General features: G+C 64.6%; 18 protein-coding genes and 1 pseudogene. 5 read left to right on the top strand and 14 right to left on the bottom strand.

Annotated features, from left to right (window positions below; genetic code table 11):
• Positions 1-226 precede the first annotated feature (226 nt).
• Positions 227-859, bottom strand: coding sequence for a hypothetical protein (locus tag ACGFYN_RS45030; RefSeq protein ID WP_393871800.1), 633 nt, complete (start codon positions 857-859; stop codon positions 227-229).
• Positions 860-1,024: 165 nt separating this feature from the next.
• Here ACGFYN_RS45030 and ACGFYN_RS45035 point away from each other — a divergent pair, with 165 nt between their 5' ends.
• Complete coding sequence (locus ACGFYN_RS45035; protein WP_393871801.1) at positions 1,025-1,825, top strand: HNH endonuclease; 801 nt, start codon at positions 1,025-1,027, stop codon at positions 1,823-1,825.
• Here the strand turns inward: ACGFYN_RS45035 and ACGFYN_RS45040 are convergent.
• Positions 1,818-3,077 carry a DNA cytosine methyltransferase gene (locus tag ACGFYN_RS45040; protein ID WP_393871802.1) on the bottom strand — a complete coding sequence of 420 codons (1,260 nt, stop codon included), beginning with the start codon at positions 3,075-3,077 and terminating at the stop codon, positions 1,818-1,820. The genes ACGFYN_RS45035 and ACGFYN_RS45040 overlap by 8 nt on opposite strands.
• 95 nt (positions 3,078-3,172) lie before the next feature.
• Here ACGFYN_RS45040 and ACGFYN_RS45045 point away from each other — a divergent pair, with 95 nt between their 5' ends.
• Positions 3,173-3,637 (top strand): very short patch repair endonuclease, encoded by a 465-nt coding sequence (locus ACGFYN_RS45045; RefSeq protein WP_393871803.1) that lies wholly within the window; start codon positions 3,173-3,175, stop codon positions 3,635-3,637.
• A gap of 682 nt (positions 3,638-4,319) precedes the next feature.
• Here the strand turns inward: ACGFYN_RS45045 and drmB are convergent.
• The 6 genes from drmB to ACGFYN_RS45075 all read right to left on the bottom strand — a co-directional run bounded on the left by drmB (position 4,320) and on the right by ACGFYN_RS45075 (position 16,463).
• Positions 4,320-6,242, bottom strand: coding sequence for a DrmB family protein (gene drmB / locus ACGFYN_RS45050; protein ID WP_393871804.1), 1,923 nt, complete (start codon positions 6,240-6,242; stop codon positions 4,320-4,322).
• Positions 6,239-9,706, bottom strand: a complete 3,468-nt coding sequence (locus ACGFYN_RS45055; protein WP_393871805.1) for a helicase-related protein — start codon at positions 9,704-9,706, stop codon at positions 6,239-6,241. Before ACGFYN_RS45055 ends, drmB begins: the two co-directional genes overlap by 4 nt.
• Before the next feature lie 2 nt (positions 9,707-9,708).
• Positions 9,709-11,433: an NERD domain-containing protein gene (locus tag ACGFYN_RS45060; RefSeq protein WP_393871806.1), complete on the bottom strand. Its 1,725-nt coding sequence runs from the start codon at positions 11,431-11,433 to the stop codon at positions 9,709-9,711.
• Positions 11,430-13,025 carry a hypothetical protein gene (locus ACGFYN_RS45065; RefSeq protein ID WP_393871807.1) on the bottom strand — a complete coding sequence of 532 codons (1,596 nt, stop codon included), beginning with the start codon at positions 13,023-13,025 and terminating at the stop codon, positions 11,430-11,432. Before ACGFYN_RS45065 ends, ACGFYN_RS45060 begins: the two co-directional genes overlap by 4 nt.
• On the bottom strand, positions 12,998-13,879 hold the full coding sequence (locus ACGFYN_RS45070; protein WP_393871808.1) for a hypothetical protein: 882 nt from the start codon (positions 13,877-13,879) through the stop codon (positions 12,998-13,000). The genes ACGFYN_RS45065 and ACGFYN_RS45070 overlap by 28 nt, the downstream gene beginning before the upstream one ends.
• 640 nt (positions 13,880-14,519) lie before the next feature.
• Positions 14,520-16,463 (bottom strand): DNA/RNA helicase domain-containing protein, encoded by a 1,944-nt coding sequence (locus ACGFYN_RS45075; protein WP_393871809.1) that lies wholly within the window; start codon positions 16,461-16,463, stop codon positions 14,520-14,522.
• Between the two features lie 123 nt (positions 16,464-16,586).
• Here ACGFYN_RS45075 and ACGFYN_RS45080 point away from each other — a divergent pair, with 123 nt between their 5' ends.
• Positions 16,587-17,864: an IS701 family transposase gene (locus ACGFYN_RS45080; RefSeq protein WP_393871810.1), complete on the top strand. Its 1,278-nt coding sequence runs from the start codon at positions 16,587-16,589 to the stop codon at positions 17,862-17,864.
• A gap of 262 nt (positions 17,865-18,126) precedes the next feature.
• On the opposite strand, the pseudogene ACGFYN_RS45085 reads toward ACGFYN_RS45080, so the two are convergent.
• From ACGFYN_RS45085 to ACGFYN_RS45105, 5 genes and pseudogenes are all read right to left on the bottom strand, one after another.
• Positions 18,127-19,536, bottom strand: a pseudogene (locus tag ACGFYN_RS45085) (IS701 family transposase).
• A 97-nt stretch (positions 19,537-19,633) separates the two neighbouring features.
• Positions 19,634-20,251, bottom strand: coding sequence for a transposase (locus tag ACGFYN_RS45090; RefSeq protein WP_393871817.1), 618 nt, complete (start codon positions 20,249-20,251; stop codon positions 19,634-19,636).
• Complete coding sequence (locus ACGFYN_RS45095) at positions 20,248-20,730, bottom strand: winged helix-turn-helix domain-containing protein (protein ID WP_393871811.1); 483 nt, start codon at positions 20,728-20,730, stop codon at positions 20,248-20,250. Before ACGFYN_RS45095 ends, ACGFYN_RS45090 begins: the two co-directional genes overlap by 4 nt.
• A gap of 137 nt (positions 20,731-20,867) precedes the next feature.
• Positions 20,868-21,011, bottom strand: a complete 144-nt coding sequence (locus ACGFYN_RS45100) for a hypothetical protein (RefSeq protein ID WP_393871812.1) — start codon at positions 21,009-21,011, stop codon at positions 20,868-20,870.
• Positions 21,012-21,121: 110 nt separating this feature from the next.
• Positions 21,122-22,231 carry a helix-turn-helix domain-containing protein gene (locus ACGFYN_RS45105; protein WP_393871813.1) on the bottom strand — a complete coding sequence of 370 codons (1,110 nt, stop codon included), beginning with the start codon at positions 22,229-22,231 and terminating at the stop codon, positions 21,122-21,124.
• Here ACGFYN_RS45105 and ACGFYN_RS45110 point away from each other — a divergent pair.
• Both ACGFYN_RS45110 and ACGFYN_RS45115 read left to right on the top strand, forming a co-directional pair.
• Positions 22,225-23,547 carry a hypothetical protein gene (locus tag ACGFYN_RS45110; protein ID WP_393871814.1) on the top strand — a complete coding sequence of 441 codons (1,323 nt, stop codon included), beginning with the start codon at positions 22,225-22,227 and terminating at the stop codon, positions 23,545-23,547. The genes ACGFYN_RS45105 and ACGFYN_RS45110 overlap by 7 nt on opposite strands.
• Positions 23,548-23,602: 55 nt before the next feature.
• A complete protein-coding gene (locus ACGFYN_RS45115; RefSeq protein ID WP_393871815.1) occupies positions 23,603-24,307 on the top strand; it encodes a 2'-5' RNA ligase family protein in 705 nt (234 codons plus the stop codon).
• Here the strand turns inward: ACGFYN_RS45115 and ACGFYN_RS45120 are convergent.
• The gene (locus tag ACGFYN_RS45120) at positions 24,296-24,748 is read right to left on the bottom strand and encodes an ATP-binding protein (RefSeq protein WP_393871816.1); all 453 of its coding nucleotides are present in this window, start codon (positions 24,746-24,748) and stop codon (positions 24,296-24,298) included. The genes ACGFYN_RS45115 and ACGFYN_RS45120 overlap by 12 nt on opposite strands.
• Between the last annotated feature and the right edge of the window lie 760 nt (positions 24,749-25,508).

The following is a 25,508-nucleotide window of genomic DNA, read 5'->3' on the forward strand; positions in this document are numbered from 1 at the left end:
CCTGACCTTCGATCAAGATCAGGTTGGTCAGAAGACCACGAAGTGGGTCAGTTTTGATCCGCCGTCAGAGGGTCACGATTCACCCGTCGCCGACACATGGCCATTGCTGTATCAGAGCCCTCCGGCTGATACGCGATCACTCCATGTGTCAGAGGAATGACAGAGGGCCTGCACCGGCAGGCAGGCGCGCCCCCTCGGCACCAAGCCGATACCGGTTCTGTAGCAGTCAGCTGTTCTCGCGGCTGTCGCCAACACCACCGGAGTTCGCTTCGGTAGTTCTACCGGTGACGCGATCGTGTGCCTTCCCCGCGGCGACCATCACGAGAGCCACCAATCCGCTCAGCTCCAGCAACTTGCCCAGGATGCCGTCCGCGGTCTCGCTGGAGAATGTCACCGTCATCAAGGACGTCATCACGACGGCGCCGATGAACAGAGAAAAATGCTGACGGCTCACCTCGACCGGAAGGTACTCGATGGCTTCCGAGGAAGTGAAATTACGGACGCTGTCCTCCAGTTCGGCCAGCAGCTGCTCGGGGACGTCGTCCTCGGACGTGGCCCGGTAGGCCTCTTCCACTGCGGCTGCGGCCGTCGTGAGCTGAGCTTGACTGAGGGTGCGGAACCCCTCCACCGTGCTCATCAGCTGGGACAGACCGCTCGTGTCGAGGTTGGCCAGCATCTGTCGCTGAGCCTCTGCAACAGAGACCAGAGCCCTGGACAGGCCGCTCGCATCGAAGTTGGCCAGCATCTGTCGCTGAGCCTCTGCAACAGAGACCAGAGCCCTGGACAGGCCGGCCAGGGCCGGCGAGTCGGCGCGGAGGCCTTGCAGCGACGTCTCGGGCATCTCAGGTGTGGTCGCCATGACCGTCACCATGCCACAGTGCGGCGGGCCGGGATGTGGGGTCTGCAATTCGCGAGCGGTTAGACGGCAAAGTGTGCTGGCTGCGATCCCCCAGAGCTACGCGTCTTAAGACCATCGGCGACCAGATCTAGTCGAAGATCCACTAAGCCGGCCATACTCCCATGTATGCCTGTGGACGACAGCCAGCACCACGAGTCGAGAGCACCAGACGGGACGCCCTGGTGGGAGCTCTCTATCCAGCCCGGCACGAAAAAGAAGCGATTCGGCCAGGAGCGGCGTTTGACGGCTTGGCTCTGGTTCAACAAAGACGTGGGCGACACGTTCACGATGCGCGAGCTGCGCGGCGCCTTGGGCCCGGACATAGCCGAGACCTCTGAGCACCTGAACCGGCGCCTGCGCCAGCTGCGTAAGTTCGACTGGATCATTCCCTCACAGCGAAGTGATGCCACCCTGGCTCACGACGAGTACCGGCTGCAGCAAAAGGGCGGACGACTCTGGCTCGATAGCGAGCGGGCGCAGTACGAAAGGTTCGCCCCAAGTGCTCGTATCCGCAGGCTGGTCATGGAGCAAGATGGCTCGCGATGCAGGATTTGCGGGCTGGGGGTAGACGATACCTATCCCGAAGACGGCGAACCGATCCGGCTCACCATTGGCCACCTCGTTCCCCAGGAACGACTCAAGTCCAGGGGAGCGAGAGATGATCTGAACAACTGGCGGACCGAATGCTCCCGCTGCAATGAGACCGTGCGCGACGAAGTTCCCGATCCTGAACAGTACGACGAAGTCCTTGCGGGGTTGAAGCGCCTTACCAAGAATGAGGCGGGAGAGCTCCTCAACTGGATGCGTAAGGGGGAACGTCCCCGTTCAAGGGTGGACCAAGCATACGATCGCGCCCGGAAATTGTCGGTCCCTGATCGTGCGGCACTAATCGATCACCTGGCTAAACGAGTCGGCGAGACTAGCTGATTTGGGAGCGCATCTCAGCAAATCGTGTGTGCCGCTCGTGGCCTTCCTGCCCTATAAATCCCTTGAAGCCCACGAGCCGGTACGCGCGACCGCCAAGTTGGTCATCCTCGTCGATGACAAAGTCCCTTGCCAGTGTGGCCATACGGCGCTCGAAGGTCGCAGAGTCGATTTTCTCGCCCGACAGCTTCACCAGCTCTCTCTCCGTCAACGCGGCTGGTGCATTTTTCAAAGCCAGGTAGAGCCGGTCATGCATGACCTCGTCCTCCACCTCAGACAAGTCCTTCGGCTGACCCTTGCGGTTCAGCGCATTGGCGATTGAAGTGCCCACTGCCCTGGCCACCGGTGGCGGGAAAGCGTTGCCGATTTGCCGATACTTCGTCGTCTTGCGGCCTGTGAACTCCCAGGCGTACTCCGGTTCACGCCCCCAGCCTTGCAGACGTGCAACCATTTCCGTCGTGAGCTTAGGCCTGAAGTCAGAGGGGACTGAATCATCCGGCGGGGAATCGGCAACACCCATCGCGTCTACCCAGAGGTCACGCCAGGCCGCCTTAGCACGTGTCGGGCCAAGATCGGCCCCTCCGTGCTTCTTGGAACCGCCCACGATAGTGGGAGCAATATCGTTTGCCTTTTTCCTCCATGCCTTGGCGCCTGGCCAGCCGTTCGCCTTCATCAAGTCAAAAAGTGCGTCCCCGACCGTGCCCTCGTAAGGCGTTTTTTCCGGCCACTCGAACCAGGGAGCATCTTCATTACGCAGCGCGACCAGAACGAATCGGGGGCGCAGTTGCGGAACGCCGTAATCACTAGCGTGGAGAAGTTTCCAGTCCGACCAGTAGCCAAGGTCTTTCAGCCGATCCTTCACGTGTTGGCGATACGCGGAGAAGCGGGGCATTGAGAGCCCGCGCACGTTCTCCAAGAGGACAGCCCTCGGCTGCATCTTTCCCGCGAGTTCAACGGCCCAGGCGAAAAGATCACGCTCGTCGGTAGCGCCAAGCTGCTTGCCAGCAATGGAAAATGGAGGACAGGGGACTCCGCCAGCGAGCAGGTCAACGTCGGGGAACTCCTTGGGGTTCCAGACCGCCTCGTCCGCCACGTCACCATGCCGTACGTCCCAGTGTGGGCGGTTCTTCCGGAGTGTGTTCACCGCGTTCTCATCGAGCTCAACAGCCAACGCGTGGTCGAAACCGGCCAGCTCAAGGCCGAGCGACTGGCCCCCAGCGCCCGCGCAGATTTCCACGGCCGTCAGATCAGCCACGCTCGTACCTCCACATCAGCATTGCTCAGGTCTACCATCCTGACGCATCAAACACCGAGGGTCTGACACTCGCGCTCTTGGCTACGGTGTAACCGATGGCCCACGACAGCGACCCCGCGTACCCGACGCCGCCAACTCCCGGCCGCTCGCGCAACATGGCTGCGATCAAGCGGCGGGACACCAAGCCCGAACGCACCATCCGGTCCATGCTTCATGCAGCGGGCAAGCGATACCGCGTTGATCTGCGCTTGCAGCTTGAGGGAGCGAAGCCGCGGCCAGACATCGTCTTCACCCGTGTGCGCGTCGCTGTCTTCGTGGACGGCTGCTTCTGGCACTGCTGCCCTGAGCACGGCCGGAAGCCCGGCGTTAACGGCGGCTACTGGGGACCCAAGCTTGAGCGCAACGTCGCGCGGGACAGGGCCGCCGACGAGGCCCTGACAGCCGCAGGGTGGACGGTCCTCCGTGTGTGGGAGCACGAGGCCCCGACGGAGGCCGTAGAGCGCATCCTCGGCGTACTCGACGCTTCTGCCCCAGCTAGTCGAGACGCCCGAACTCGATGAGGTCCTGTTCCGCGTCCTCTTCCCGGCGCAACACGATCCGGCCGTCACCGTTGCTGTAGGCCAGCACGGAGCTCCCGGGCGATAGGCCAGCCTCAGCTAGCACTCCGAGAGGAAGGACTACGGAGCCGTCCTCTGCGATCGTCAACTGACTAGGTTCCCTGAGCACGGGACAGAGCCTCCTATGCTGCAACCTCCGTCGCAAGCAACCGGTGATGCGGCAGCTCAAGGCACCCGGGCATGCTGGAGCGATCTCCCGGCGGCCATACGTAGCCGGTTCCACCGCGGTCTCACTTCTGGTCTCATTCGCAGGCGTACCGTCGCGTCCGGACGACTACCTGAGCGATCCTAACTTCCAAACTGCGCGCTTGCGCAGATGCAGGTGAACGGCTCCGTACGGCGCTCTCCGAGCAACGAGCACCCCTGGAAGGCGTGTTGGAAGCCCCACAAGCTCGAATCTCGTATGCTCCGCCAGCCCAGAGGTCATCTCCGACTTGCCAAGCGACATTGCGGAGCATGACTTCGGTCACACGCGGCTACCAAGCCCGCATTCGCGCCGCTCTGCTTCGCCAGGCTCCTAATCGTGATCGCGTGGAGCAGGTGCTGCGTTGCCCGGGACTGCGTAGTTCCGGTGCGGACATCACCACCCTCAGGCATCGCTGGAAACAGGCGGGCCGATTGAAGTTCACTCGAGGCTGCTGAAGAAACCCAGTCCGGGATCCTCCAGGGTTCCTGCGACCAGCCCGCGGTCCAGGAAACGATTGAACTCCTCGCATGCCGTCTCGGGCAGCAAAGCACAGCTGTGGCACGCCGCGAGATTGCAGGAATCCGGCCCCTGGCCATGGCTGTCCATACAAACTGGGTCAGAGGAGCACCAGCGAGCATTGGTGATCGCATTCCGGAGGACCTCTTCGAAGCGCTCAGGTTGGCCCATTCGCACGAGGCCGCCCAGCGTTCCTTCTGAGTCCCCGGCGGCTGTGTAGATGAGCAAGCCGTTCATTCCATCAGTGCCAGGTGAGTCGTAGAGGCGTTCCCGGAGCGATGCTGAGCTGTAGCCACACTCAAACGTCAGCTGGTTGATCAGCAGGTGCGCGAGCGTGTGCAGCAGGACCAGCCGAGGAGTTACCTCTCGTTGGGCGAGGTGTCGTTCATGAGCGATCGACTGGAACTGCTGGGCCATAGGGACCAGCCGATTCTGCACCAGGGAACCGGTTTCCCACTTCGTGAGGGCTTCCGGAGAAAGTTCCAGGTAGATGCCCTCTCCGAGGACGGTATAGGCGGGTAGCCACGACTCGCCGGCATCAGGGTTGTGGCGGCGCAAGAGAGCTATGCGGGTTGCGACGTCCTGCCGGGATGACTCGGCGAAAATACGGTTGAATCCCCAGAGAACTCGGGTCTCCCTTAGCTTCTCGACGAGACGGACTCGCGAAATCAAACCTTCGATGTCCTGCGCGCGGGCGCCCTCCGGTTCCCTGACCACGAGTTCGGCGGAGTCGATCGTGTCCCGAATCCTCGTGTACTCCTGCCGACGGAACAACGCTGGGTCATCGACGGACCCGACCGTCGGCTGGTGGTGTGTCTCCGCCGGACCTTCCAGAACTGCGAGGGCTGACTCGATCTGCGTATCGGTGAATTTCTCCAGGCGGAAGGCGTTCTTCTTCGCGGCACGCCGCAGGCGGCTCGCGGTCAGTGTTTGACCGTCTTCCAGGACATCGCGGACATTAGCCCGAGCCCTAGCGATGGTCTGTTCTTCGAGGGCTTCAAGCACGCTGGGATCCACTCCCACCGATGACGCCTCGGGGATGAAAATGGAGCTCTTGACCAAGGCGTAGTAGACGTTGGATGCGCCTCGGAGACTGCCACGCAGCGGTTCTCCGCAGGTTCCTCTACCCGCTTCCAGACCAAGCCAGGGCATCGCTCCTCGGCAGGAGAACTCGGTTCCCTCCTCAAGGTGAGCAGTGAGGTATGTAGTTTCCTGCTCGTGCTCCCGGTTGGAATGCTCCACTGATGTGATGCCTTCTAGCCCCCGGTCTTTGTGACAGGTCTCGCACACGACACGCTGCGAGGCGAGAGTGCCACCGCCTGAGGTCCGAAGCTTGAGCTTAGGCGACCGGCATCTCGGGCTGGCGGATTTGTGGACCCACTCAACCCAGGGGAAGTCCTGAAGGTGGCCGCGCTCACACAGGGCCACGAAGGGCACTTGGGCGAGAAACGGTGCCCAGGATGCCTTCTGTCCGGTGCAGTCGGGGTTGGTGCAGCGCGGTCGGTCCGAGATGTGCAGCGGCTGCGGAGTCAGAGCGCGGCACCGAGGGCAGAAGCTCCAGGCGGGGAAGCGCAGGACGGGGACCTGGAGCTTGGTGTTGTACTGGCCGGGGCTAGCCTTGAAGTTGTCTCGGTAGTCCGGCGGGGTGTAGAGGGCGTCCACCCCAAGGTGACTCTCCAGCCGCCATTCATGGATACGGAACTCCTCTTGGTCTAGCGTTTCCCTGGGGACGAACCAATGATCGAGGCCGGCGGTAATGACAGAAGTGCCATCCGCGAGGACCTGCATGGCGCCAGGCCCGAAGGGGGCCACGAGTTGAGAGCGCCGAACTTTGCCGCGGATCACTGCCTGGCTCCTTCGAGTGCGTACTGCTGTGTGATCTCGGCGCGGCACTCGGCGTCAGCGCCGCGCATGGAAGTGGGAGTGGGCCAAGTGCTTGCCTCGACGTCGCCATCCGCATAGTGGCCCGCAGCACGCATAAGGCTACCGAGCACAGCGGTTCCTCCAGGGTTCCCCCATGTGGTCGGCTGCCAGTTGGCCCATTCTCTGCGGAGCTTGCCCAAGACAGAGACGACACGGTCCTCCTCGCCGGGATCGCAGAACGCTACCCGGGTGCGCAGGAGTTCCTCAGCCTTGTCGAACAGTTCCGCAGGGAAGGGGAACGGTGGAAGAGACTGATCGGCTGTCTGTCGGATATAGGCGACGGCAACGGCATGCAGCGCGCGGTCCAGGGCCGGTGGAGCGAAGGGGGTCGCGCTGGTGGGTTCAACCTGGGCGTAAAGCCGCTGGTGGTAGCTGCGAAAGCGCTCGAAGTGGCTTCGGTCGCGTGGTTTGGCGGCACCGTAGAGGGTGACAACCAAGCCGGGACGCTTCTCCCACTTGCGGCCGACGCGGCCTGTGACCTGAATGTACTGTGAGGTGCTCTTGGGTTGGCCCACCACCGTCATGAGGGAAAGTCGGTCAATATCAATACCGACTTCGATCAGGCTAGACGCGAGACAGACATCGATGGCCTTGCCGCCCTTAGCCCTTTGGGCAAGCTTCTCCATTGCTTCAGGAATCTGATCCTGCCGGAGTCGGCTTGTCATCTCCTCGACCCTGTTGAGGTATCTGACCTCTGTGCGGTCGGCGCTGGAACGATTGTTAATCGTCTTGAGGTAGTCGGGGATGTCTGACTGCATCAGCGACAGGGAATTACCGAGCTCTCGGAGGCTGTTGAAGAAAGCCATCAGTGTCCACCACGGGTCCTGCTGCTCCTCCTCGGGAGCGTCCTTCGCCGCTTGCAGAAGTGCTGCGAAGGAGCGCACCTGCGTGGTCTGCATAGATCCGAGAGCGGGCGCGTGGACCCCGATGTACTTACGTCCTGGAAGACGCTTTCCTTCGCGCTCGCGCGCGTACACCGCGAAGAACGAATCCTCCGCGTCGATTCCATGCGGCGGGAAAAGCAGGACCCTATCGCGTGCATACAAGGCGCGGATCTGCTCCTCGTGGCGACGAATAGTCGCCGTCGAGGCAACGAGCTTCGGTGGGGCCGGGGAGGCTGCGCGCCGGTCAGTGCACAGTTCCTCGATGAGACCTTCGTACAAGCCAGTCATCGAGCCAAGGGGCCCTGCAATCAGATGGAGCTCGTCCTGGATGACCAGCTCTGGAGGCGAGTAGGCACGCTGTCCAGACTTGCCCAATCCGAACAAGGACCGCGCACGGGGGTTCCAGGCGAGCTGTGCGAACTTGTCTACCGTGCCAATGACGAGAGACGGGCGGCAATCATACACATCGTCGTCAACAACGTAGACCGGAAGCGGGCGATCGGCCTTGGAGAACTGACATTTCCCGTCCGGGCAGCGAAAAATGACTCGCCCACGGTACTCCTCATAACCGGCGACGGAGTTCTGTTTTTCCTTGCGCTTTCGGCGCGGGGCTCTTCCGCGCCCGCTCGCCGTCGAGTCGGGGTTTTCAACGCTTTTCACCGGCCCCATCTGGGCAGCACACCAAGGACACCGCAGCAGCAAAAAGGGGTTTTCCCCCCCTTCGCTTTCCATCTTGCGCAAATCCCTGACAGCATCGGTGTTCTTGTTTGGCGTCGAGTCGCCGCCGACCCAGATTCCGATGGAGAACCGCTCACTGCCCAGCTCTTCCTCCCGCTGGCGGCGCAAGTCCTCAAGTGCACAGATCAGCCCAGCCGCACGCAGAAACTGCTGAGCTGTCAGAAGACGCAGGGTGTAGCGCATGAGGATCGTGACGCTTGCGTCGCCAGGTTCACGCAACCGTCTCAGCAACATAGCGAAAGCAGAAAGTCCGAGGTACGCCTCGGTCTTTCCCCCTCCGGTAGGGAAGAAGATCAGGTCGACGACGGAGCGGTCTGGGTGGGCAGGGTTGGCGGTCGAAGGGACCGCGGCCAGCAGGAAGGCGATTTGGAAAGCTCGCCATGCCCCACGTCCCTTCGCTTCGGTGCCCGCTTCGTCAGGCGGTTCGCCCTCGACGTGAATCCGCTCATCGACGAGCTGTGTGGTGCGCAGCTCCGCGCCGGAGCGCAACTGCTGTTTGTACATCGCTGCGTTGGCCAGCCGAAAAGCCTTTCCGATCTCGCTGTCCGGGTCACGGACAAGCTCCAGCCCTTCGCGCATACGCTCCAACGCCCGGGTGCACTCAGTCATGTGGCGCTCGGCGGTCGTACGAAACTCTCCCTCGAGAGCGGCCGCTTGTTCCCTGCGTTTCTCGATCCAGCCTGCGTACTCTGTCAGGACCCGTTCGAGCTGAGCCATACCGCCGGGCTCAGCCCCGGCGAGTTGCCTCATGGAGACGGTCAGTGCCGTCCCATCCTCGAGAACGATGTCGGGGGTAATGCTCGGCGTCTCGTACTCGGGGAGCGGATCCGCCTTGGCCCATCGCGAGCGTCCGTCGAGATCGGGATCTTCCCAATCGGCGGAACAGCCATGTCCGACGGCGTACGTCTGCTCGCGCCTGTAGAGAAGGCGGAAAGACGCGTCGTCAGGGTGTGCTCCGGCTTCCGGGCCCTCGGGGTAGGGGACAATCCAGCTGTTCTCGGGGATCGCTGTCATGTCGGCCTGGAAGAGGCATGCAGCGTCCACCGCCTTGGTGCCCGGTGTGGACCGGTTCACGAGGGCAACTGTTGTCAGGATGCCCGCCTCGTGACAACGCAGGTTTACTGTCAGCCGCAGGGCGAGCCCTTCCAACCCTGTGGACTCGTCAGCAACAGGAATGAGATCGCGGTGCAGAAAGGGAGACTGCTGAAATTGTTCAGCAGTCACACGCCACACGGCCTTGACTGGGACACGGGTCCACCACGTACGCCTGGCCCCGCCCGGGAGATCGATCCTGATCTGCTCGTATCGGCCGCCGGTCACCTCGACCTTCACACCGGTCTGCGGCTCTGGGGCCAAGAGGAACGAGATACCCATGGCCGTGGGCCGCCGTTCGTTGGCGCCAGAAAGGTCGAAGTCGGCGTCGTCAGAGGTCGCTCCGAGCCGCCCCGAGGATCCTTCCCACGTCCCGGTCTGTGGGCCCTCTGTATCTTCAGCAGTCAAGCCAGGCACGATGGCTTGGTCTGCAATCTCGGAGCCGGTCGCGGCGGCAACGGGATACAGCACACCGACGCCATAACGGATCAGGGGATCACGTTCCAAGATCTCCTCGCCGGTGGCAGCGTTAGTCCAGGGCCCATAGGAGTCTTCCTTCTTCTCGAAGGAGGACCTGTCGAGCGGCTTGCCGGCGGGCGCCGGACCTAGGAGTTCATCCCGCAGCGCCTTTGTGATCTTGTCACGGCCTGCTGTCCGGTCGTGTTCAGCCATCGTCATTCTCCCAGTACCAGTCTTCGGAAGCCAGGGCGCGCTGTGTCCCGGGCGATGATGGTGAGGTCGTCGCGCGCCCGAGACGAGGCGATATAGAAGAGCGCCTCGCTTCGGGGGTCCTTTATCTCTTCGATGTCAGTGACGATCACTGCCGACGCGTCCAGCCCCTTGAACGCATGGACCGTTCCGTAGCCGATGGACCCACTTCGCAGCTTGGCGAACGGGGCGAGCTGCCGGGACCATCGGGGGTCTGCGCACAGCTCTGCAGCACTGCCATGCCCTCGGACTGACAGCACGACGATCTCATCCGGGGCGAACCCGTCCGTATGGAGCCTGGCTAGGTGCTTGACCAGATGCTGGTCCTGCTCGGCGGGCGTAGACCACCACTCCCGTACCGTTTCACGGTCATTCTCCGCCCGGAGGGTACCGCTGTAGCCGGGCTCCAGACGCGAGGTCTCCTCTACGTACTGACAGATCGAGGGGACATTGCGGCAGTTCGCCGTCAGGGTGAAGGACGCGGAACCAGCGCCTGTCCGGTCCTTGAGCAGGCCGATTCCCGCATACCCAGAGTCGTAGATCGCCTGGTTGGTGAAGTCGCCGAAACACAGCCATCTGCCGCTGCCGAGTCCTCCGCGGACGGACATGTCGAGAACGTCCAAGTAGGCGTCCAGCATGAGGTCCTGCGCCTCATCCACGACCAGTGCGTCAAAGGGTGGGTGCCCCTCAAGGAGGGAATTGAGGGCGCGCTCTGGAAGCACTTCGGTGAAGAAGTCACCTTCGTCCACGCGGTGCTGCTCCGGGGCATTCGGCGCGAGCTTTCCCATGTAACTGTGGAGCGTGCCTGCAGTGATCAGGCTGTCACCGGCCGTCTCCTCCTTGAGCCACTGTCCGAGGAGATTGTTGTAGCAACAGAGGAGCACACGCGAGCCGTCTGCGGCGAGCCGACGGGCAGCCTCCAAAGCAACGAAGGTCTTGCCAGTTCCGGCCGCCCCCTTGACGATGCAGCGCGGATTCTCGGCGATCATGTCGAGCAGTTGATACTGCTGGCGCGTGAACCGTTCGACCTCCTCCCGGCGACGGTAACGTCGGATTTTGGGCGGCTCGACGAACTCGAAGGCAGGTCGCAGCACATCCACGATTCGACTGCAGACCGCCGGAGTCGGCTCCACATGTGATGCCGAGAACCAGGCGCGGGCACTCGGTGTCCCAGCGAGTTGCTCACGATGACTTTTCAGGACGCCTCGCAGCAGCGCCGAGATGGGGTTACGGCGAAACGCGACAGTGTCAATCGCCTGCCAGCTGTGCCACTCGGTCGGATTGGGTACCTGGAAGCGGGCGTGGGTGAAGCACACGGCGGAGGTGATGGGGAGGGAGGGCAGTTGGGGGCTGGCCTTCCTGAGCTGCGCGGCGATCGCGTACTTCGCCTCGTCGGCCTGCTTGAAGGGACCGCGGGCCTCCGGTTGATGTTTACCTAGTTTCCAGTTTCCGTCTGCGAGTCGGGCGACGTGCAGATGCGACTTCACTTCCAAGCAGACGATGCCGCTACCCGGGACGATGACCACGAAGTCGGCCTCACCCTGGATCTGCCTGGGGTGGCTGGCGATGCCCAGGGAGTGGAGAGCGATCCATCCTTCCGTGGCCGGATCATCGCGCAAGCGTTCGAAAACCTCGCGCTCTCCCGGGCTTGTACTCTCCGGGTCGAAAGACGGCGGAATCATTCGTGTCATCGGAAGTCCTCCGTTGTACGGAGCCGGCAGAGGGCGTTCAGCGGGACCTGCAGGGTGCCGGACAGTACATAGTCGATGCGGGCGACGAGTGTCTCGCTGTCCGTCCCGGTCGGTCTCGCTACGCACCAACCAGCCTTGACGAGCCTCCCGACTCTGTCAGGGGTCAGCGCTTGCTGGAGATCGTCCGCGTACCGCTGCCCGGCACTGCGATGGGCGCTGTCAATCCGCCGCAGCCGCTCCCAGATGCTGTCAACGTCGGCGCCTGCCGCCAGGTAGCGCAGCACTACAGCGAAGTCCGCCTTACTCCTTGGCCTGATGCACCAGTCGCTGATCCAGTAGCCCACGTTTGCGGTGGCAGCTCCTCGGCTACGGAGTTCGTCAGCGACACCTCGGATGCCCCGTGGATGCTGCTCGGTCCGCTCCCACAGCCGCGCCTTCCACTCGGCCTGTGTGGTTCGCAGCGAGGGCGCGTCCGGGCCGAGGATGGCGTCCGCCCGGTCCACCAGGTCCTGGTGGTGGGAGCTATGCCGCAGGGCAAGATAGTCGCCCCGGCCCACGGACGACGCGAGGACCTGTTCTACCTGGACGTCAGGGAGCTCTCCGGCCCGCAGAGAGAAGACCCGGGCCTCAAAGTCCGTTGGCAGGAGCACGTGCGAGCCATCGGCGAGGACCGCCGCACGTGCCTCAACCTGATCTGCAGCACCGCTGCGGCCTCCTGCCGAGGCATACCGTGGGAATGAAGCCCTGATCTCCTCGCTGGGAGAGCACTCTTCGGCAGAGAGCAGGCCGGCTGCATCCGGCTCTCCCTGCTGCCAGCTCCCTCCGGGCATTTCTAGGGCCTCACATCGAAAGGGCTTCGATTTCTTGATGAGGCGCGTGACGTGGGTGCTGGAGACTGGCCCGAACAGGAGCGGTGCCACTTCAGGGTCCTCGCGGAAAAAGCCGTAGTGCACAAGCGCCAGGTTTTTGGTCCGGGGCGCGTTCAGGAGACCCTGGTGGATCCAAGTGGGTGATCCGACAACCACGACGGACGTATAAATGGCGTGCCCGAGGAGATCGGCGTGAGTTCCGATCGTCACCTCAACGCCTTTCAGCGCCATGGCCTCCACGACCGCGTCGGTGAACCTTCGGTCATTCAGGACGACGAGACCGTCACGCGGGTCCTCCAGCGTCAGAAACTCCCGCGTGCAGTCGCCGAGGGGATCTGCGCCGTCGGCGGCAAGACGCTGAAGGCTTGGCACCACAGCCCGCATCCGTTCAACGTGCCCGGGATCGACGACGCCCTGCAATCGGGATATCTCCGACTCAAGTTGGTGAGCGGCATCGCCGAGCTTGAGCAACGGATGGTCGAACGGGAGCGGAACGGTACAGACGAACCTTCGGCACCGACGCAGCAAAGCAGCGCTGTATCGCCAGAGCTCGGAGTCCGCAGCTTCACCGAGTCCTCGCAAGAAGCTGGTCGCCGCGAAAACGAAAGCCCTCGCAATGGGATGCTCGACTGGCTGGTCCCAGATCTCGCACTCTGCCGCGCAGGCGTATACCTGGTCGATCTCTTCCAGCGTCGTCAAGGGTTCCCCCCTCTGCTCTGCCACGCAATCACCTCGATCCCAGCGGGAACGCAGGCGAGATCTGCCGGAAGCGACAGATCCTCCGGGCTTCTGGCCCGGTGACGCTTGAGGGCATCGGCCGCTGCTTCGCCAGACGATGCCGTACGCTCAACCAGCGCAACCGTGACCGGCGCCATCTCCGCACCGAGCCACCGGCAGACCGTCGCTGCACTATCCAGGATCACCACCTTCGGCTTCCGTCGGGCAACGATTTCACGGTAGTTCTCCGGGTCCTCCCGCGCTGGCAGTAGCACACTGCGGAACTGGCGCGCCTTTTCACGAACGGCACGGGGACGGAGCAGAGCACTAAGTGGTACTGGCTCAGCCGCCATCGAAGTTGCAATCTGAGTCTCGGACTCCTGTCGTATTGCGGTGCCGTTGCCGACGATCGCACAATGGAGGGCACTGAACCCGCAAAAGTCAGCGGGGGCGCCCGGCAACAGTTCAGCTACGCCAACCGGAATGTCAATGCGCTCCTGAATACGGCTATGCCCCATGAACTCAGCAGCATTGTCAGGCCAGTTAAGAACGTCGATACGGTACCTGTCCGCTGGGATCCAGCTTCCGCCGACGTTATAACCCTCTCGATTATTCTTGCTGACCGCTTCGTTGAGAATGCCTACGAATCCAACAGCAGACTGCGTTGAGACAAGACGAACGAGATGCCTTCTCGGCTCGAGCCTGGTGGCGCTGTCGAACTGTGAGCCCTGAGGCGAGGTGTCCAGTTGCGGCTCAAAGGCCGCGTAAACGGCTCCGCAGCCAACGAATACGCTGGCGAACTCGCGAGCGGGAACCGAAACCGCGATAGTGGCGCGGATACCTTGCACCGTCAGTTGCACTGCCCAGGCGCCGAGTTCAGCAAGCCAGACTGTCCACGGAGGGAGTGGAAGGCGCTTCTCATCTGTGTACGACAGCACCCCGCTCAACCGCGTGCGGCCCCCCAGCGGTCCCACCCTAGACTCCCGTTGCAGCCGCACCTTGGCCTGCGCATGCGACCCGTTCACAAATTCAGCACATTTGCTCGGCATGTTACAGCAGCACTACCCAGTGGGACAGTATCGGACTGTCCTCACTTCCTGCGCTACGGTCAGCCTCGAACGCATTCTCGGACTTGAGCTGCGCCGTGTCGGCCGTAGCAAGCAGACGGTCCTGCACTGTCCAGGGCCCCGGATGGCGAAGCGTGCGCTCGTGTACCCGATCAAGCACGGCGTACCACGAGCCCTGAGCCGAAGCTCGCCCATCGGCTTGGCGTTCGGCCGGACCTCGACCAGGAGCACTGCATCAGGCTCACGGCGCGTGGACCATTTGTGGACAAGGCACGCCTCGCTGACTGCGGACGAGGCCCTAAACAGCTGCTGTTCGTAGCCTCGAAGCGGCCTCCGGAGCTGTGTGCGGCTTTCAACTTGTCGTGACCGTCTATCGGGGGCTCCGCCCCTCAAGGGCAGTGCTCTCCGTGGCTGGCTTCCTGTACGCGTGAGCTTAGTTATAGAGCGCCAGAGCCTCGACTTCAGATGTCGGATGAATCAGTGATCGCAGCTTGTCGCGCGTCTCGGGGTCCGTCGAGTAGATGATGGTGCCGACCATTCCGCGGGTCAGGAGCACCTTGTAGGTGTTGCGGATAAGGCGGTCGATGTCCTCGTCAGGTGTTGCCTTGGTGAATGACGGATCCTTTGACGCCGAGCGGTTTACGATCCAGCGATCCGTGCGCCATACCAGGTCGGGGCCCATGATGACGCCCGACCAGTCGTACTCGAAGCCCTGGGCGGTGTAGACGCAGCCGACCTGGGTGAAGCCAGCCGGGTCGGTTGCCCAGAGCGGGGCGGGTGGGGCGCCGAGTACGGCTCTGTCGCCGTAGACGTTCCAGGGGCGGGCCCAATTGCCGATCACGACATCGGTGGGGAGGGCCGTCATCGCGGGGGTGATCTTGGTTGTCCACTTCCAGCAGTAGCCGGCAGACATACGTGCGCCGTAGCCCTCCTCGCGACGGGCGATGAGGAACTCCTCCAACTCTTGTGGGCTTTCCGCGGTCAGCAGCTCGAACTTGCCGTCTGCTTCCCATTGGTGGGGTGTGCCGCCATCCAGGCCGAGCAGTTCGATGACCCACTTCTCGTACGCGTCGCTGCCGCCGCACCGGAATTGGCCATCCAATTCCACGATCGTGCACTCCAGGCCCTCTGCGGTGGCGGCCTGCTGGATCGCCTCCTTGGTGCCCATCTCGCCCGGGCGTACCACCTGGTGTTGATCGAGGAGGAATACGGGCACGCGGGCCGCGTCGATCAATTCTGCCACTTGGAGGCGGCCGGTGCGCAGTTCCGCCTTCGTGTAGCGGTTGGCGGAGGTCTTGCGGAGGCGGTGGGCCTCGTCGCAGATCAGGACGTCGAGGTCGTTCGGCTCGGCGTCCATGAAACTGTTGAAGTACTTGAAAAGCTGCTGCACTTCACGCTTGCGGTTGCCTGTGACCTTGCGCATCGTCTTGGTGAAGGACTGCGATCCAGTGGCGTGGAGAGCAGGCGTCCCGCGCCGGTACAGTTCGCCTAGCAACGACATCGCCACCACGCTCTTGCCAGAGCCAGGGCCGCCGGTCACCACGATCACCTCCTTGTGGTTGGACCGCTTTGCCTTGCGTACGGCGGACATCACCTTCTCGTAGGCTTCCCGCTGTTCTGCGATGAGTACGAACTGTTCGCGGTCGCGGATTTCAGCCGCTGCCACGGCCATCAGTTGCTTCGACGGCCGCACCTTCCCGGAGAGCAGTACGTCCGCCGCCCGTGCGCCGGGCTTGGCGGCGAGCCGCGACCGCAGGAAGTCCAGGAAGGCTCCTCGCTGTTCGCCGGTGTACAGCCGGCCGTGCTGGTCCTCCTTGACGATGCGCAGCCCCGCGACACCGAACTCGGTTGCGTTGTGGAGGAACGCCACACCGGCCAGGGACTTGGGTATCCGCTCCAACGTTCCGTTGAAGGAGAGCAGATACTCGCAGTAGCCCCGCACTTGCTCGATCGGGTTCAGCACGGGCTGCGGGTAGGAGTCGACCCGGCAGAGCATCGGCTCGTCGTCCTCCGGGTAGGCGGAGCTCCACTGCTTAAGTTCGACGACGACGTAAGAAGGCTCGCCTGTGGTCGGATGCACGCCGGCGAGTACGGCGTCCGCACGCTTGCTCGTGAGGGGAAGGCTGTACTCCACGAGGACCTCGACTGCATCGAGCCCGGCCTCGATGAGGGCATTGATGAGCGCGGGCAGGCTGCGCTCCCAGGACCGTATCTCCGCCTGTGCGGGCATTCTGCCGTGCAGGTGACGGAAGTTCTCGGTCAAGTGCAGCGCCAGCGAACCTTCGAGGATGCGGGCGGCCACAGACGCCCCGGACTCACGGAACAGCAAGAAAACGCCCCCAGGCAGCACGAAGAGAACTCGTGCGGGTGGGGGCATGTCCTGCGGTGTCCGCCGGTAGGCGGTTCAGGAAGCCCGTCGGGCCGCTGAGATGGTGCCCAACATCCTAGTAGTGCTCCGTCAGGTCTGTCTGTCGGCCGTGTTCAGCGGCATGGTGGGGGTGTGGACGCACATGAAGTGAGCCGTGCTCGGGCGAAGTTGGCGTTATTCGTCGCCGATGTGTTCGCGTCGGTGCCGCGCAAGGACCAGCGGGCCAAGGGCGACTGTTATCTGCGGGGGCTGATGCTGGACGGGCGGCGCAAGTCGATCCAGCCGATGGCGGAGCGGCTGCCGGATGGCAACGAACAGAACCTGCAGCAGTTCGTGAGCCAGTCGACGTGGGATCCGCTGCCGGTGCGGCGGCGGATCGCGGAGCGGATGGTGCCCCAGGTCAACCCGGATGCCTGGGCTGTCGATGACGTGCCGTTCCCCAAGGACGGGAAGATGTCGGTGGCGGTCGCGCGCCAGTACTGCGGGGCACTGGGCAAGCGGGCCAACTGCCAGGTCGCGGTGAGCGTGCACGCGGTCTCCGACGCCGCGTCGTGTCCGCTGCAGTGGCAGCTGTTCGTGCCCCAGGAGTGGGCCAGCGATCCCGGACGGCGGCACAAGGCGGGGATTCCGCAGGAGGTCGGGCACCGGGACAAGTGGCGCCTGGCGTTGGACAGCATCGATGAGCTGGCCGGATGGGGCATGGTCCCGCCGGTGCTGGTGGCCGACGCCGGCTACGGCCAGAACGCCGACTTCCGTGACGGCCTGAACGGCCGGGGCATCGGCTATGTCGTGGCCATCCGCTCGGATGTGACCGCCCATCCGCACGCCGCCGAGCCGATCGCGCCGCCGTGGTCGGGCAACGGCCGCAAGCCGCAGTCCCGCTACCGCGAGAAGCCGTCCTCGGTGGCCGCGCTGGCCACCGGCCGCGGGCGGCAGGCATGCACCGAGGTGACCTGGCGGGAGGGCTCCCGCGGAGTGATGCGCTCGCACTTTGTGACCCTGCGGGTGCGGCCGGCCGGGGTCCGGGCCCGCCGCCTGGCCCGGGCCGCCGTCACCGCGCAGGGCGGCTTGTGGGACGGTGTCCTGCCCGAGGTCACGCTGCTGGTCGAATGGCCCGAAGACGCCGAAGCACCCACCGACTACTGGCTGTCCAGCCTGCCCGCCGGCACCCCGCCGGCCGAACTGGTCCGCCTGGCCAAGATCCGCTGGCGCATCGAGCACGACTACCGGGAACTCAAGCACGGCCTGGGCCTGGACCACTTCGAGGGCCGCTCCTGGAACGGCTGGCACCACCACGTCACCCTGGTCACCGCCGCCCACGCGTTCCTCACCGAACAGCGCCTGGCCCCAAAAGCCGATACAGCGGACTCACCCTCTACCAGATCCTCGACGCCATCCAGGACCTGCTGAACTGCTGGACCGGCACCTGCACCACCTGCCACCAACCCCTGCCCAGCAGGACACCACCAAGATCCAGAAAGACCTAACGGAGCACTACTAGGTGAAGGTGTGGATCTTGAGGAGGGGAAGGGAGGGGATTAGCTCATCGGAATGTGTGGCGGCAGGAGGGAGATGGCTGAGTGCAAGACGAGTGCGCGTTCAGGGCCGTAGAACTATGTTTCAGTCGGGCTCTTTGGCGTTACCGGTAGTTCGTTAAATTCGGCGGTAGAGATCAAGGGGTCTGCCGGAAGCGACTGCGTCGAGGAGGGTCTGGAGCTCGGGTGGCGGGTCCCTGTCGGTCCAGGCTTGCCACCAGCGGTGCAGGGTGGTGGCCGGGGTAAGCCAGGACCGCACTGCGCGTAAAGCCCCGGGCCAGGAGGGAGGTTGGGGCGGGTGGGGTGTGGCGGTTCCCCCTCTCTGGCCGGTCGTCTGGACAGGGATCCGGTGCGGCGGCGTCTAGGGCCCCGGGCGGGGCGAACCACTGGTCCCAGCAGAAGGTGAACGCGCAGTTCACCAGGGCCTGGTGGCGTTTGATGGCGCGGGCGGAGCGGACCTGGAAGTCGGCCCAGCCGAGCTCGTCCTTGATCTGTTTGTAGCTCTGCTCGATCCACGGCCGCAGCCCGTAGAGGCGGATGATTTCGGCGAGGTTGGCCGGTGGGTGGGCGCTGGTGGCGGCGTGCGGGGCGTGGGGGTGGGGCAGGTTGGTGGCCAGGTACCAGGTGGCCTTCTCGGGCAGGGTGCCCGGGTCGGTGGTGGCCACGACCAGGCGGCAGGGGCTGTTCGGGCCGTAGCCGTCCAGCCGGGCGTCGGCGGCCCACCAGGTCTCGGTGTGTCCGTCGCGGAACTGGCGCCCGACCGGTGTCCAGTCGCCCGGACGGTCGGGGCCGGTGCCGGACAAAGCACGGGCGGCGTCGATCGGGGTGTGTGGCTCATTGGCGGGAGCCCAGGTGCCGCGGTGCGGCTTGAGCGCGACGACGTAGGGCAACTCGGCATCGTGCAGGGCGAGATACCAGTCGTCACTGGTGGAGTAAGCGCAGTCGGCCACCACGGCCCGGCAGCCGAAGCCCGCTTCCTTGCCGCGCACCGGCAGGGCAGCGGAGATCTGCGGCTTGGTGCGGAAGGCCGGTTCGGAGCGGCCGCGGTCGAAGTGATGGGCGGGTGTGTAGGGCTGTGTGTGCAGCGGGTAGTAGATCCGGCCGTCGGTTCACACCGTGGTCACCGTGACGATGCCGTTGTCCGTCTTGCCCAGCCGGCCCAGCCACTGCCGTCCCACGTGCGCGGTGGCCGTGCCGTCCTTGCGGTCCCCGGAATCGTCGATCACGATGACCCCGCCATCGTGCGGAGCCGTCGCCGGCTGCTCGCGCAGCAGCTCCAGCCGCCGGTCGTTGACCAGCTCCGCCTCCCAGGGCGACTCCGACAGGAAGAACTGCAGCCGCTGCACCCCTGGCATCCCCGCACCCGCCACCGGCTCCGCCCCGGCCAGGCAGGTGATCGTCTTGTTCCGCTCCCGCGGCGCCAGCAGCCCGGTCAGGTACTCGCGAAAACCCCGCCGCTGGGCCAGGCTGAAGAAGAGGTCGTCGAACCGGGCCGCGAACTCCTCCAACGGCCCCGGCGCGGGCGGACACGGACGGCGTGCCGTCATCTGCAGCCTTCACCAGGGCAGTTGACTCCTACCACCGGCCTACGACCAACTCAACCAGCCGTCAACCCACACCACCGCCGGATTTGACGAACTACCGTTACTGAAGTCCTCGAGTTGTTGCCGGTTGCCGCCGGGTGAGGGTCAGTCTGGTGCCGACCAGGCACCCATCGATGAGGTCGGGCCGGAGCTGGATATGGCGTAAACCCCGTCGAAGAGTGCGCTCGAGATGCTCGTCGTCGGTGAAGGCAACGTTGGCCAGCGGGCCACGCCGTAACAACGACCAGACGCCCTCCACCGGATTTAAGTCAGGTGCGTAGGAGGGTAGTTGCACGATGGTGAGCCACTCGTGTGCGGCGGCGTACTGGCGCATCCCGGCGGCCCGGTGGGTGTTGAGGTTATCCCAAACCAGGACAATGGGGGCGCCCAGCTGGATGTGGGCGCGCACGACCAGGTCGCGGTAGTCGCTCCAGGCGAAGGTGTCGCGTCCCTTGCCCCGGTGCTTGCGGTGGCGGCGCGGCCGGTAGATCAGCCGGGAAGGCTCGCCCGGCCGGTAGCAGCACATCGCGGCGATCGACCAGCGGCGCCAGGAGCGTCCCCGGACCCGAACGACAGGCGTGTGCCCGCGTCGGCTCCAGGTGCGGGCGGTTGGGGGTGTCATCGAGAACCCGGCCTCGTCCTCGAAGACGACGAACGCTCCCAGCGCAGCGGCAGTCATTCCGCCTGCGGCCACACGTCCTTCTTCCACAACTCGACCGCGTGCTCGTCGCGTTCCAGCGCACGGCGGGCCGGGCTCTGCCAGGACCAGCCGTGCCGGTGCAGCAGCCGCCCCACCGCAGCCATCGAGCAGTCGGCCTGGAAGCGGACAGCGATCACCGCTTGGATCCGCGCCACTGTCCACCGCTGGTCCTCCCAGCCGTGCTCGGCGGGTCCCAGGGCCAACTCCTTCTCCAGCTCGGCGAACTGGCCGTCGGACAGCTTGGGCAGTTTCGTCGGCCCGGTCGAGGCGAGGGCATCCATTCCGCCCTCCCGCCAGGCACGCCACCAGCGTTCCACCGACCGCTCGCTCACCCGCAGATCTTTCGCGATCCCCGCGGTTCTCTCACCGCGCGCAAACCGTTCGCCGGCCTCGTACCGGACCCGCTCGCGAAATCGACGCCCCTTGGCCGTCAGCCCACCACCCTGCCCGTACCGCATACAACCGGCCTACCGCAGGGATCAGCCCCCGACAACAACCCGACGAGATCAGTAGGCACCGCGGTGCTGAGCCGATAGAAGTGGCTCACGGACGGATTGGTTCGGCCTGCCGCATAGAGGGTGCGAACACCGCTGTCTCAACAGGTGCGTTCGATGACCTGCTCGCGGCCGCTCCACTTGACCAATGCGCCCATCGCCACCTTCGAGAACAACAACGGCCGGTGACCGATGGCCTTGGAGTCGCGCACGGCAACATGTCCGCCCAGGTCCGCGACCTCCACGCAGTCGTTGGCGCCCCCGCTGTATGAGCTCGTTCGCCATTGAGCTTGCGTGAGATCAACGTCGTATGGAACTGCCATGAGGGGATGAGTTGTAGGCGTTCTGGGCATGCTCACTCTTTGAGCTCCTTGCTAATCCGTGCCGTGAGGGCACGTGTCTTCGGCGGTTCGAGGGCGCTGGCCCGCAACTGGTCAAAGATTGTCGCGTAGTTGTCTACGTCGCTTGGCGACTCGAGATACACGGAGTTCTTGGGGTTCTCCAGCCACACCAGGTTCGGCGTGGGGGCCGCGAAGGTGAGGATGACGAATGGGCCGTAGAGCCCAGGATGTGCCCCGAGCGCAAATGGAAGTACCTGCACAGTGATGTTCGGCTGCTCGCTTGCCTCCATCAGCTTCCGCATTTGGTCGCGCATGACTTGAGCGGAGCCGATTGTCCTGCGCAGCACGGCTTCGTCGAGGATCGTCCAGAGCTCGGCGGGGGCCTCACCATCCAGGCGGCTCTTCTGCCGCTCCATGCGCACCCTGACCAAGGCCTCGATCTGCGGCTGAGACAGGTCGTTCCTCATCTGGGTGATCACGGTACGGGCGTAGTCCTCGGTCTGCAGCAGTCCAGGCACGAGCATGGGCTGGTAGTTGGCGAGGTGTGTGGCGCCGGCTTCCAGTGCGAGGTATCCGTCGTAGCGGGTCGGGGTGAGCACTGTCGAGTACTTCCGCCACCAGGGCTTCTGCTGTTCCTTGTCCGCCCGTACGAGGTCGAGGACGTCGGCGCGCTGGTCCTCGTCCGTGACGCCGTACAGGTCCAGCAGGGCTCGGGTGAGGATCGGGGTGGTGCCGCGTTCGCCGTTCTCGATGCGGCTCAATGAGCTCTGATTGACCTCCAGTTGCGTGGCGACCTCGGTGAGAGTGAGTCCGGTTGCGCCGCGCAGTTCCTTCAACCGTGCCGCGAGCTGTCGCCGGTACACGGACTGTGGGACCAGGCTTCGCTTCAAGGCCATGGCGGGAGTTTCGTTGGAGCGAGGACGACTCGACAACCCATACGGGTCAACTTCGCAAGACATATTGCCCAGTTGGGATTGCGCGGGCATGCTGTCAAGGGTCACGGCGTGCGTTCGCATGGGCGTGTGCCGTAGCCAATCGATCGGCGACGCATTCAGCCCCGTTGCTACCGGCACGCGCCACCGCACCGGTGCCGCACGCCGCATCAGGAGAGTGGACCATGCCACGGACAACACTGTTGCGGCAGCTGCTTCAGCAACGGCACCTGACGACGTACGAGGCGTTCTCAGCTCAGTACGAAAGGGCAGCCGCCCGGCTGGCAGAGCTCGATCGGGACCGCCGGCTGGCATCGCTCCAGGTCTCCCCACGCCAGTTCGACCGCTGGTACGGCGGCGAGTTGCTGACTCTGCCGCGCCCCGATGCATGCCGGGTGTTGGAACACATGCTGGGCAGAGCTGCGTCCGAGCTGTTCTCCACCGAGCACACAGCTGGAGAGCAGCCACCCGCCCGCCGACAGGCACCGCACCCCTGTCCGTCACGCGAAGACGACGAGCACCCCCTGGACATCGTCGCGCGGACCGGGCAGCTCATGGCAAGCAACACCGACGACGGGACACTCGCCTTCCTCGACTCTTCCCTTGAACGCATCACCAGCCACTACGAGCAGGACGGGCCCTACACCCTCCGCCGTCAAGCCCGCCAGGCGCGGCAGCTCGCCCACACTCTCCTCGACGGGCGCCAGCCCCCTCGCGTACGCCGGGAGCTTTTCCGCCTTGCCGCCCGGGCATCCGGCCTGCTTGGCTACATGGCGGTGAACATGGGCGACTTCGCGCTCTCGGAAGCGTACTGCGCCGAAGCCCGAGATCTCAGCCGTGAGGTCGGCGACCTGGACATCGAGCTCTGGGCGTGCGGCACCTTCTCGTTCAGCCTCTACTACGCCGGCCGCTACGGCGAGGCGGACGCCTGCGCCGCCGCGGCGGTCGAGAGAGCCCCACAACACGTTCAGGCCATCCGCCTGTTGGCCAACGGCCGGGCCCGAGCCCTCGCCAAGACCGGAGATCGGCATGGCGTAGAGCGCGCAGTCGGGCAGGCTCTCAGCCTCTCCGACGTGCACGAGGTGCCTGACGAGCTGACCTCATGTATCTCCTTTGAGCCGTACGGACGAGCCCGGACGCTGGCTAATGCCGTCACGTCGCATGTGGCGCTCCGCGACACATCGCAGGTATTGCGCGCCGCGGAGGACCTCGACGATCCGGTGGAGCACTCGTCCTCCTCCTGGAGCCGTTCCCTCGTACGCCTTGATGTCGCCACCGCGTTGCTGCAGCAGGCCTCGCCCGACGTCGACCATGCGATGACACTGGGCCGCGAAGCCCTCCGGTTGTGCGGCAACACACCCATCAGCTCCGTCTACCAACGCTCCCGCGACCTTCTCGGGCAGGCTGGACCGTGGCGTGATCAGTCGGCGGTACGCGATTATGGCGAGGAGTTCCGAACCTGGATCTCGCAGCCAGCGGCCCTGGCCATGGCGGCATCCGCGTCGTAGAGGCAGTCGGCGTCGTCGCACTTCAGGGCAGTGTGAAGCCGAAGGAGTACGTCGGGTGCCCTTGCTCAGCGCCGATCCCGCCGCGTTCCCCGCCGATCCGCCCTCTGACACGCACGACCCGGCGGTCATCGCGGCCCACGACTGGGCGGCATTCAGCTCCCTCGGCGAAATGACCGATCACTGGGCACGCCCCGGCTGGTCGGACGGGAGCAGGGCCTACTACTGGATGCTGACTTTCCCGGACGATGAACGGCTCGCGACTCTCGCCTGCCATTGCCAAGAGATGTTGGCGCCTCTTGGCCTCGATCCGGTGCCGACCGGCGGACTGCACATCACCCTCACCCGAGTGGGAACGCCGGGCCTCATCATGCCCGGCCAGCTGGACAGCCTCGCGCGCGATGCCGAGGTGCTGATGCCCTCCGCGTTCTCCATAAGCGCCATGCCCCTGGCCGGCTCTCGAGGTGCCGTTCGCCTGTCCCTCGGCCCCTGGGAACCACTGCTCCAGCTGCATCATGCGCTGGCCAAGGCTGGAAGCAACGTCGGTCTGGCCCCGAAGAAATCGACGTCCGCGTTCCGGCCGCACCTGAGCCTCGCGTACAACAACCGCCGGCGCCCCTCCGCCCCGGTCGTGCAGGCCGTCTCCGAACTCCGCGCTCTGTCGGCAGTCGACCTGCGCGTGTCCGCCGTGCAATTGGTCGAGCTTCGACGTGCAGGGCGGACGTATCGCTGGGACCTGCGGAACAACCTGTCACTCGGGTAGCACGTTGGCGTTCAAGGCGAGAACCACGACCACTTCCTTGCCGACTGCGGTGGGTCGAACCGACCACCGACAAGCCAACTCTCCGACGATCTTCAGACCGAGACCGCTGTCCGGCAGCTCGTCCGGCGACACCTTCGCGCACCCTGCCCGGACCTCGGACACGCCCCGCTCCGCGTCGTGGACCCGCATCACCGCCACGTCCCTGTAGACCTCCACGAACATGCAATCCGGACCGCCGGCGGTGTGCCTGAGCGCGTTGCCCACGAGTTCTGAGGCGACCAGAACAGCGTCGTCGACCCGTTCCGGCAGGGCGAATCCCTCAAGAGCGTCACGCACGTGCCTGCGCGCTAGGCGCGAAGGCTCGGCGCAGTCGGCGAGTCCTACCCAATGGCGCCGTACTGGGGTCCACCTGCAGAGGCGTTCTTCGTCCACCACGTCCATCGCTGCTTCTCGTTTCCGGTAGGCACTGGACGGATCAGCCTCGCCACGCGTGAGTCGCGGCGGTACGCCGCGGCTCCGCCTCATCGCGCGTCGCCGGACGGCGGGCGAACGGCGGGCTGACGGCGTGCCGCCGCTGACTGCCTTCGGCGAGGCTCATGGTCGAGACGCCAGCCCTTGGCATGTTGGGCTCAGCAACTCGGGTCCATGCCCTAGGCCCCACCTCCGGATGCTCCCAATCCACAGCCCCACGGATGCGGGCCTTCCGGAGAGGGGTCACCACAAGGAGCGCGCAAGAACGCGGTCACGCGGTGATGTCATGCGTGGGCCGGGCGCCACCACGAATCAATCGGATCCGCCCGAAAGAAATCGGATCTGCCCGAAAGAAGAGGAACTGCGATGACCCCAGCCATGCTCAGTCCGGTCACAGCGGCCACCACAGATACGTCCGTCGTGGTGGACGCCTCGAGGAGTCCACCGTTCGGCAGCCACCTGACCATCGTCACGATGGATCGTCGCGGACCAGCCCCCAAAGGGCGGCACCCAAACTGCCTCTACATCCACGCCTGCAAGATGACCGAAGTACGGCCGCCTTCTGTCGAGGAGAGGCTATGAGGTTTCACGGTGGGGCGGCAGGGGGTCGGCTACGAAGGTCCCCAGACCGACTTTGTCAATGCTCCCGCAGAATTGAGCACGCTCTGCTCTCGCAGATTTGACCCCCTGGGGTCGGTTCAGTCGCGGTGTGTGCGGTTCTCCTTGGCGA

The sequence above is a fragment of the Streptomyces sp. NPDC048419 genome (genome assembly GCF_043200415.1).
Classification (GTDB): Bacteria; Actinomycetota; Actinomycetes; order Streptomycetales; family Streptomycetaceae; genus Streptomyces.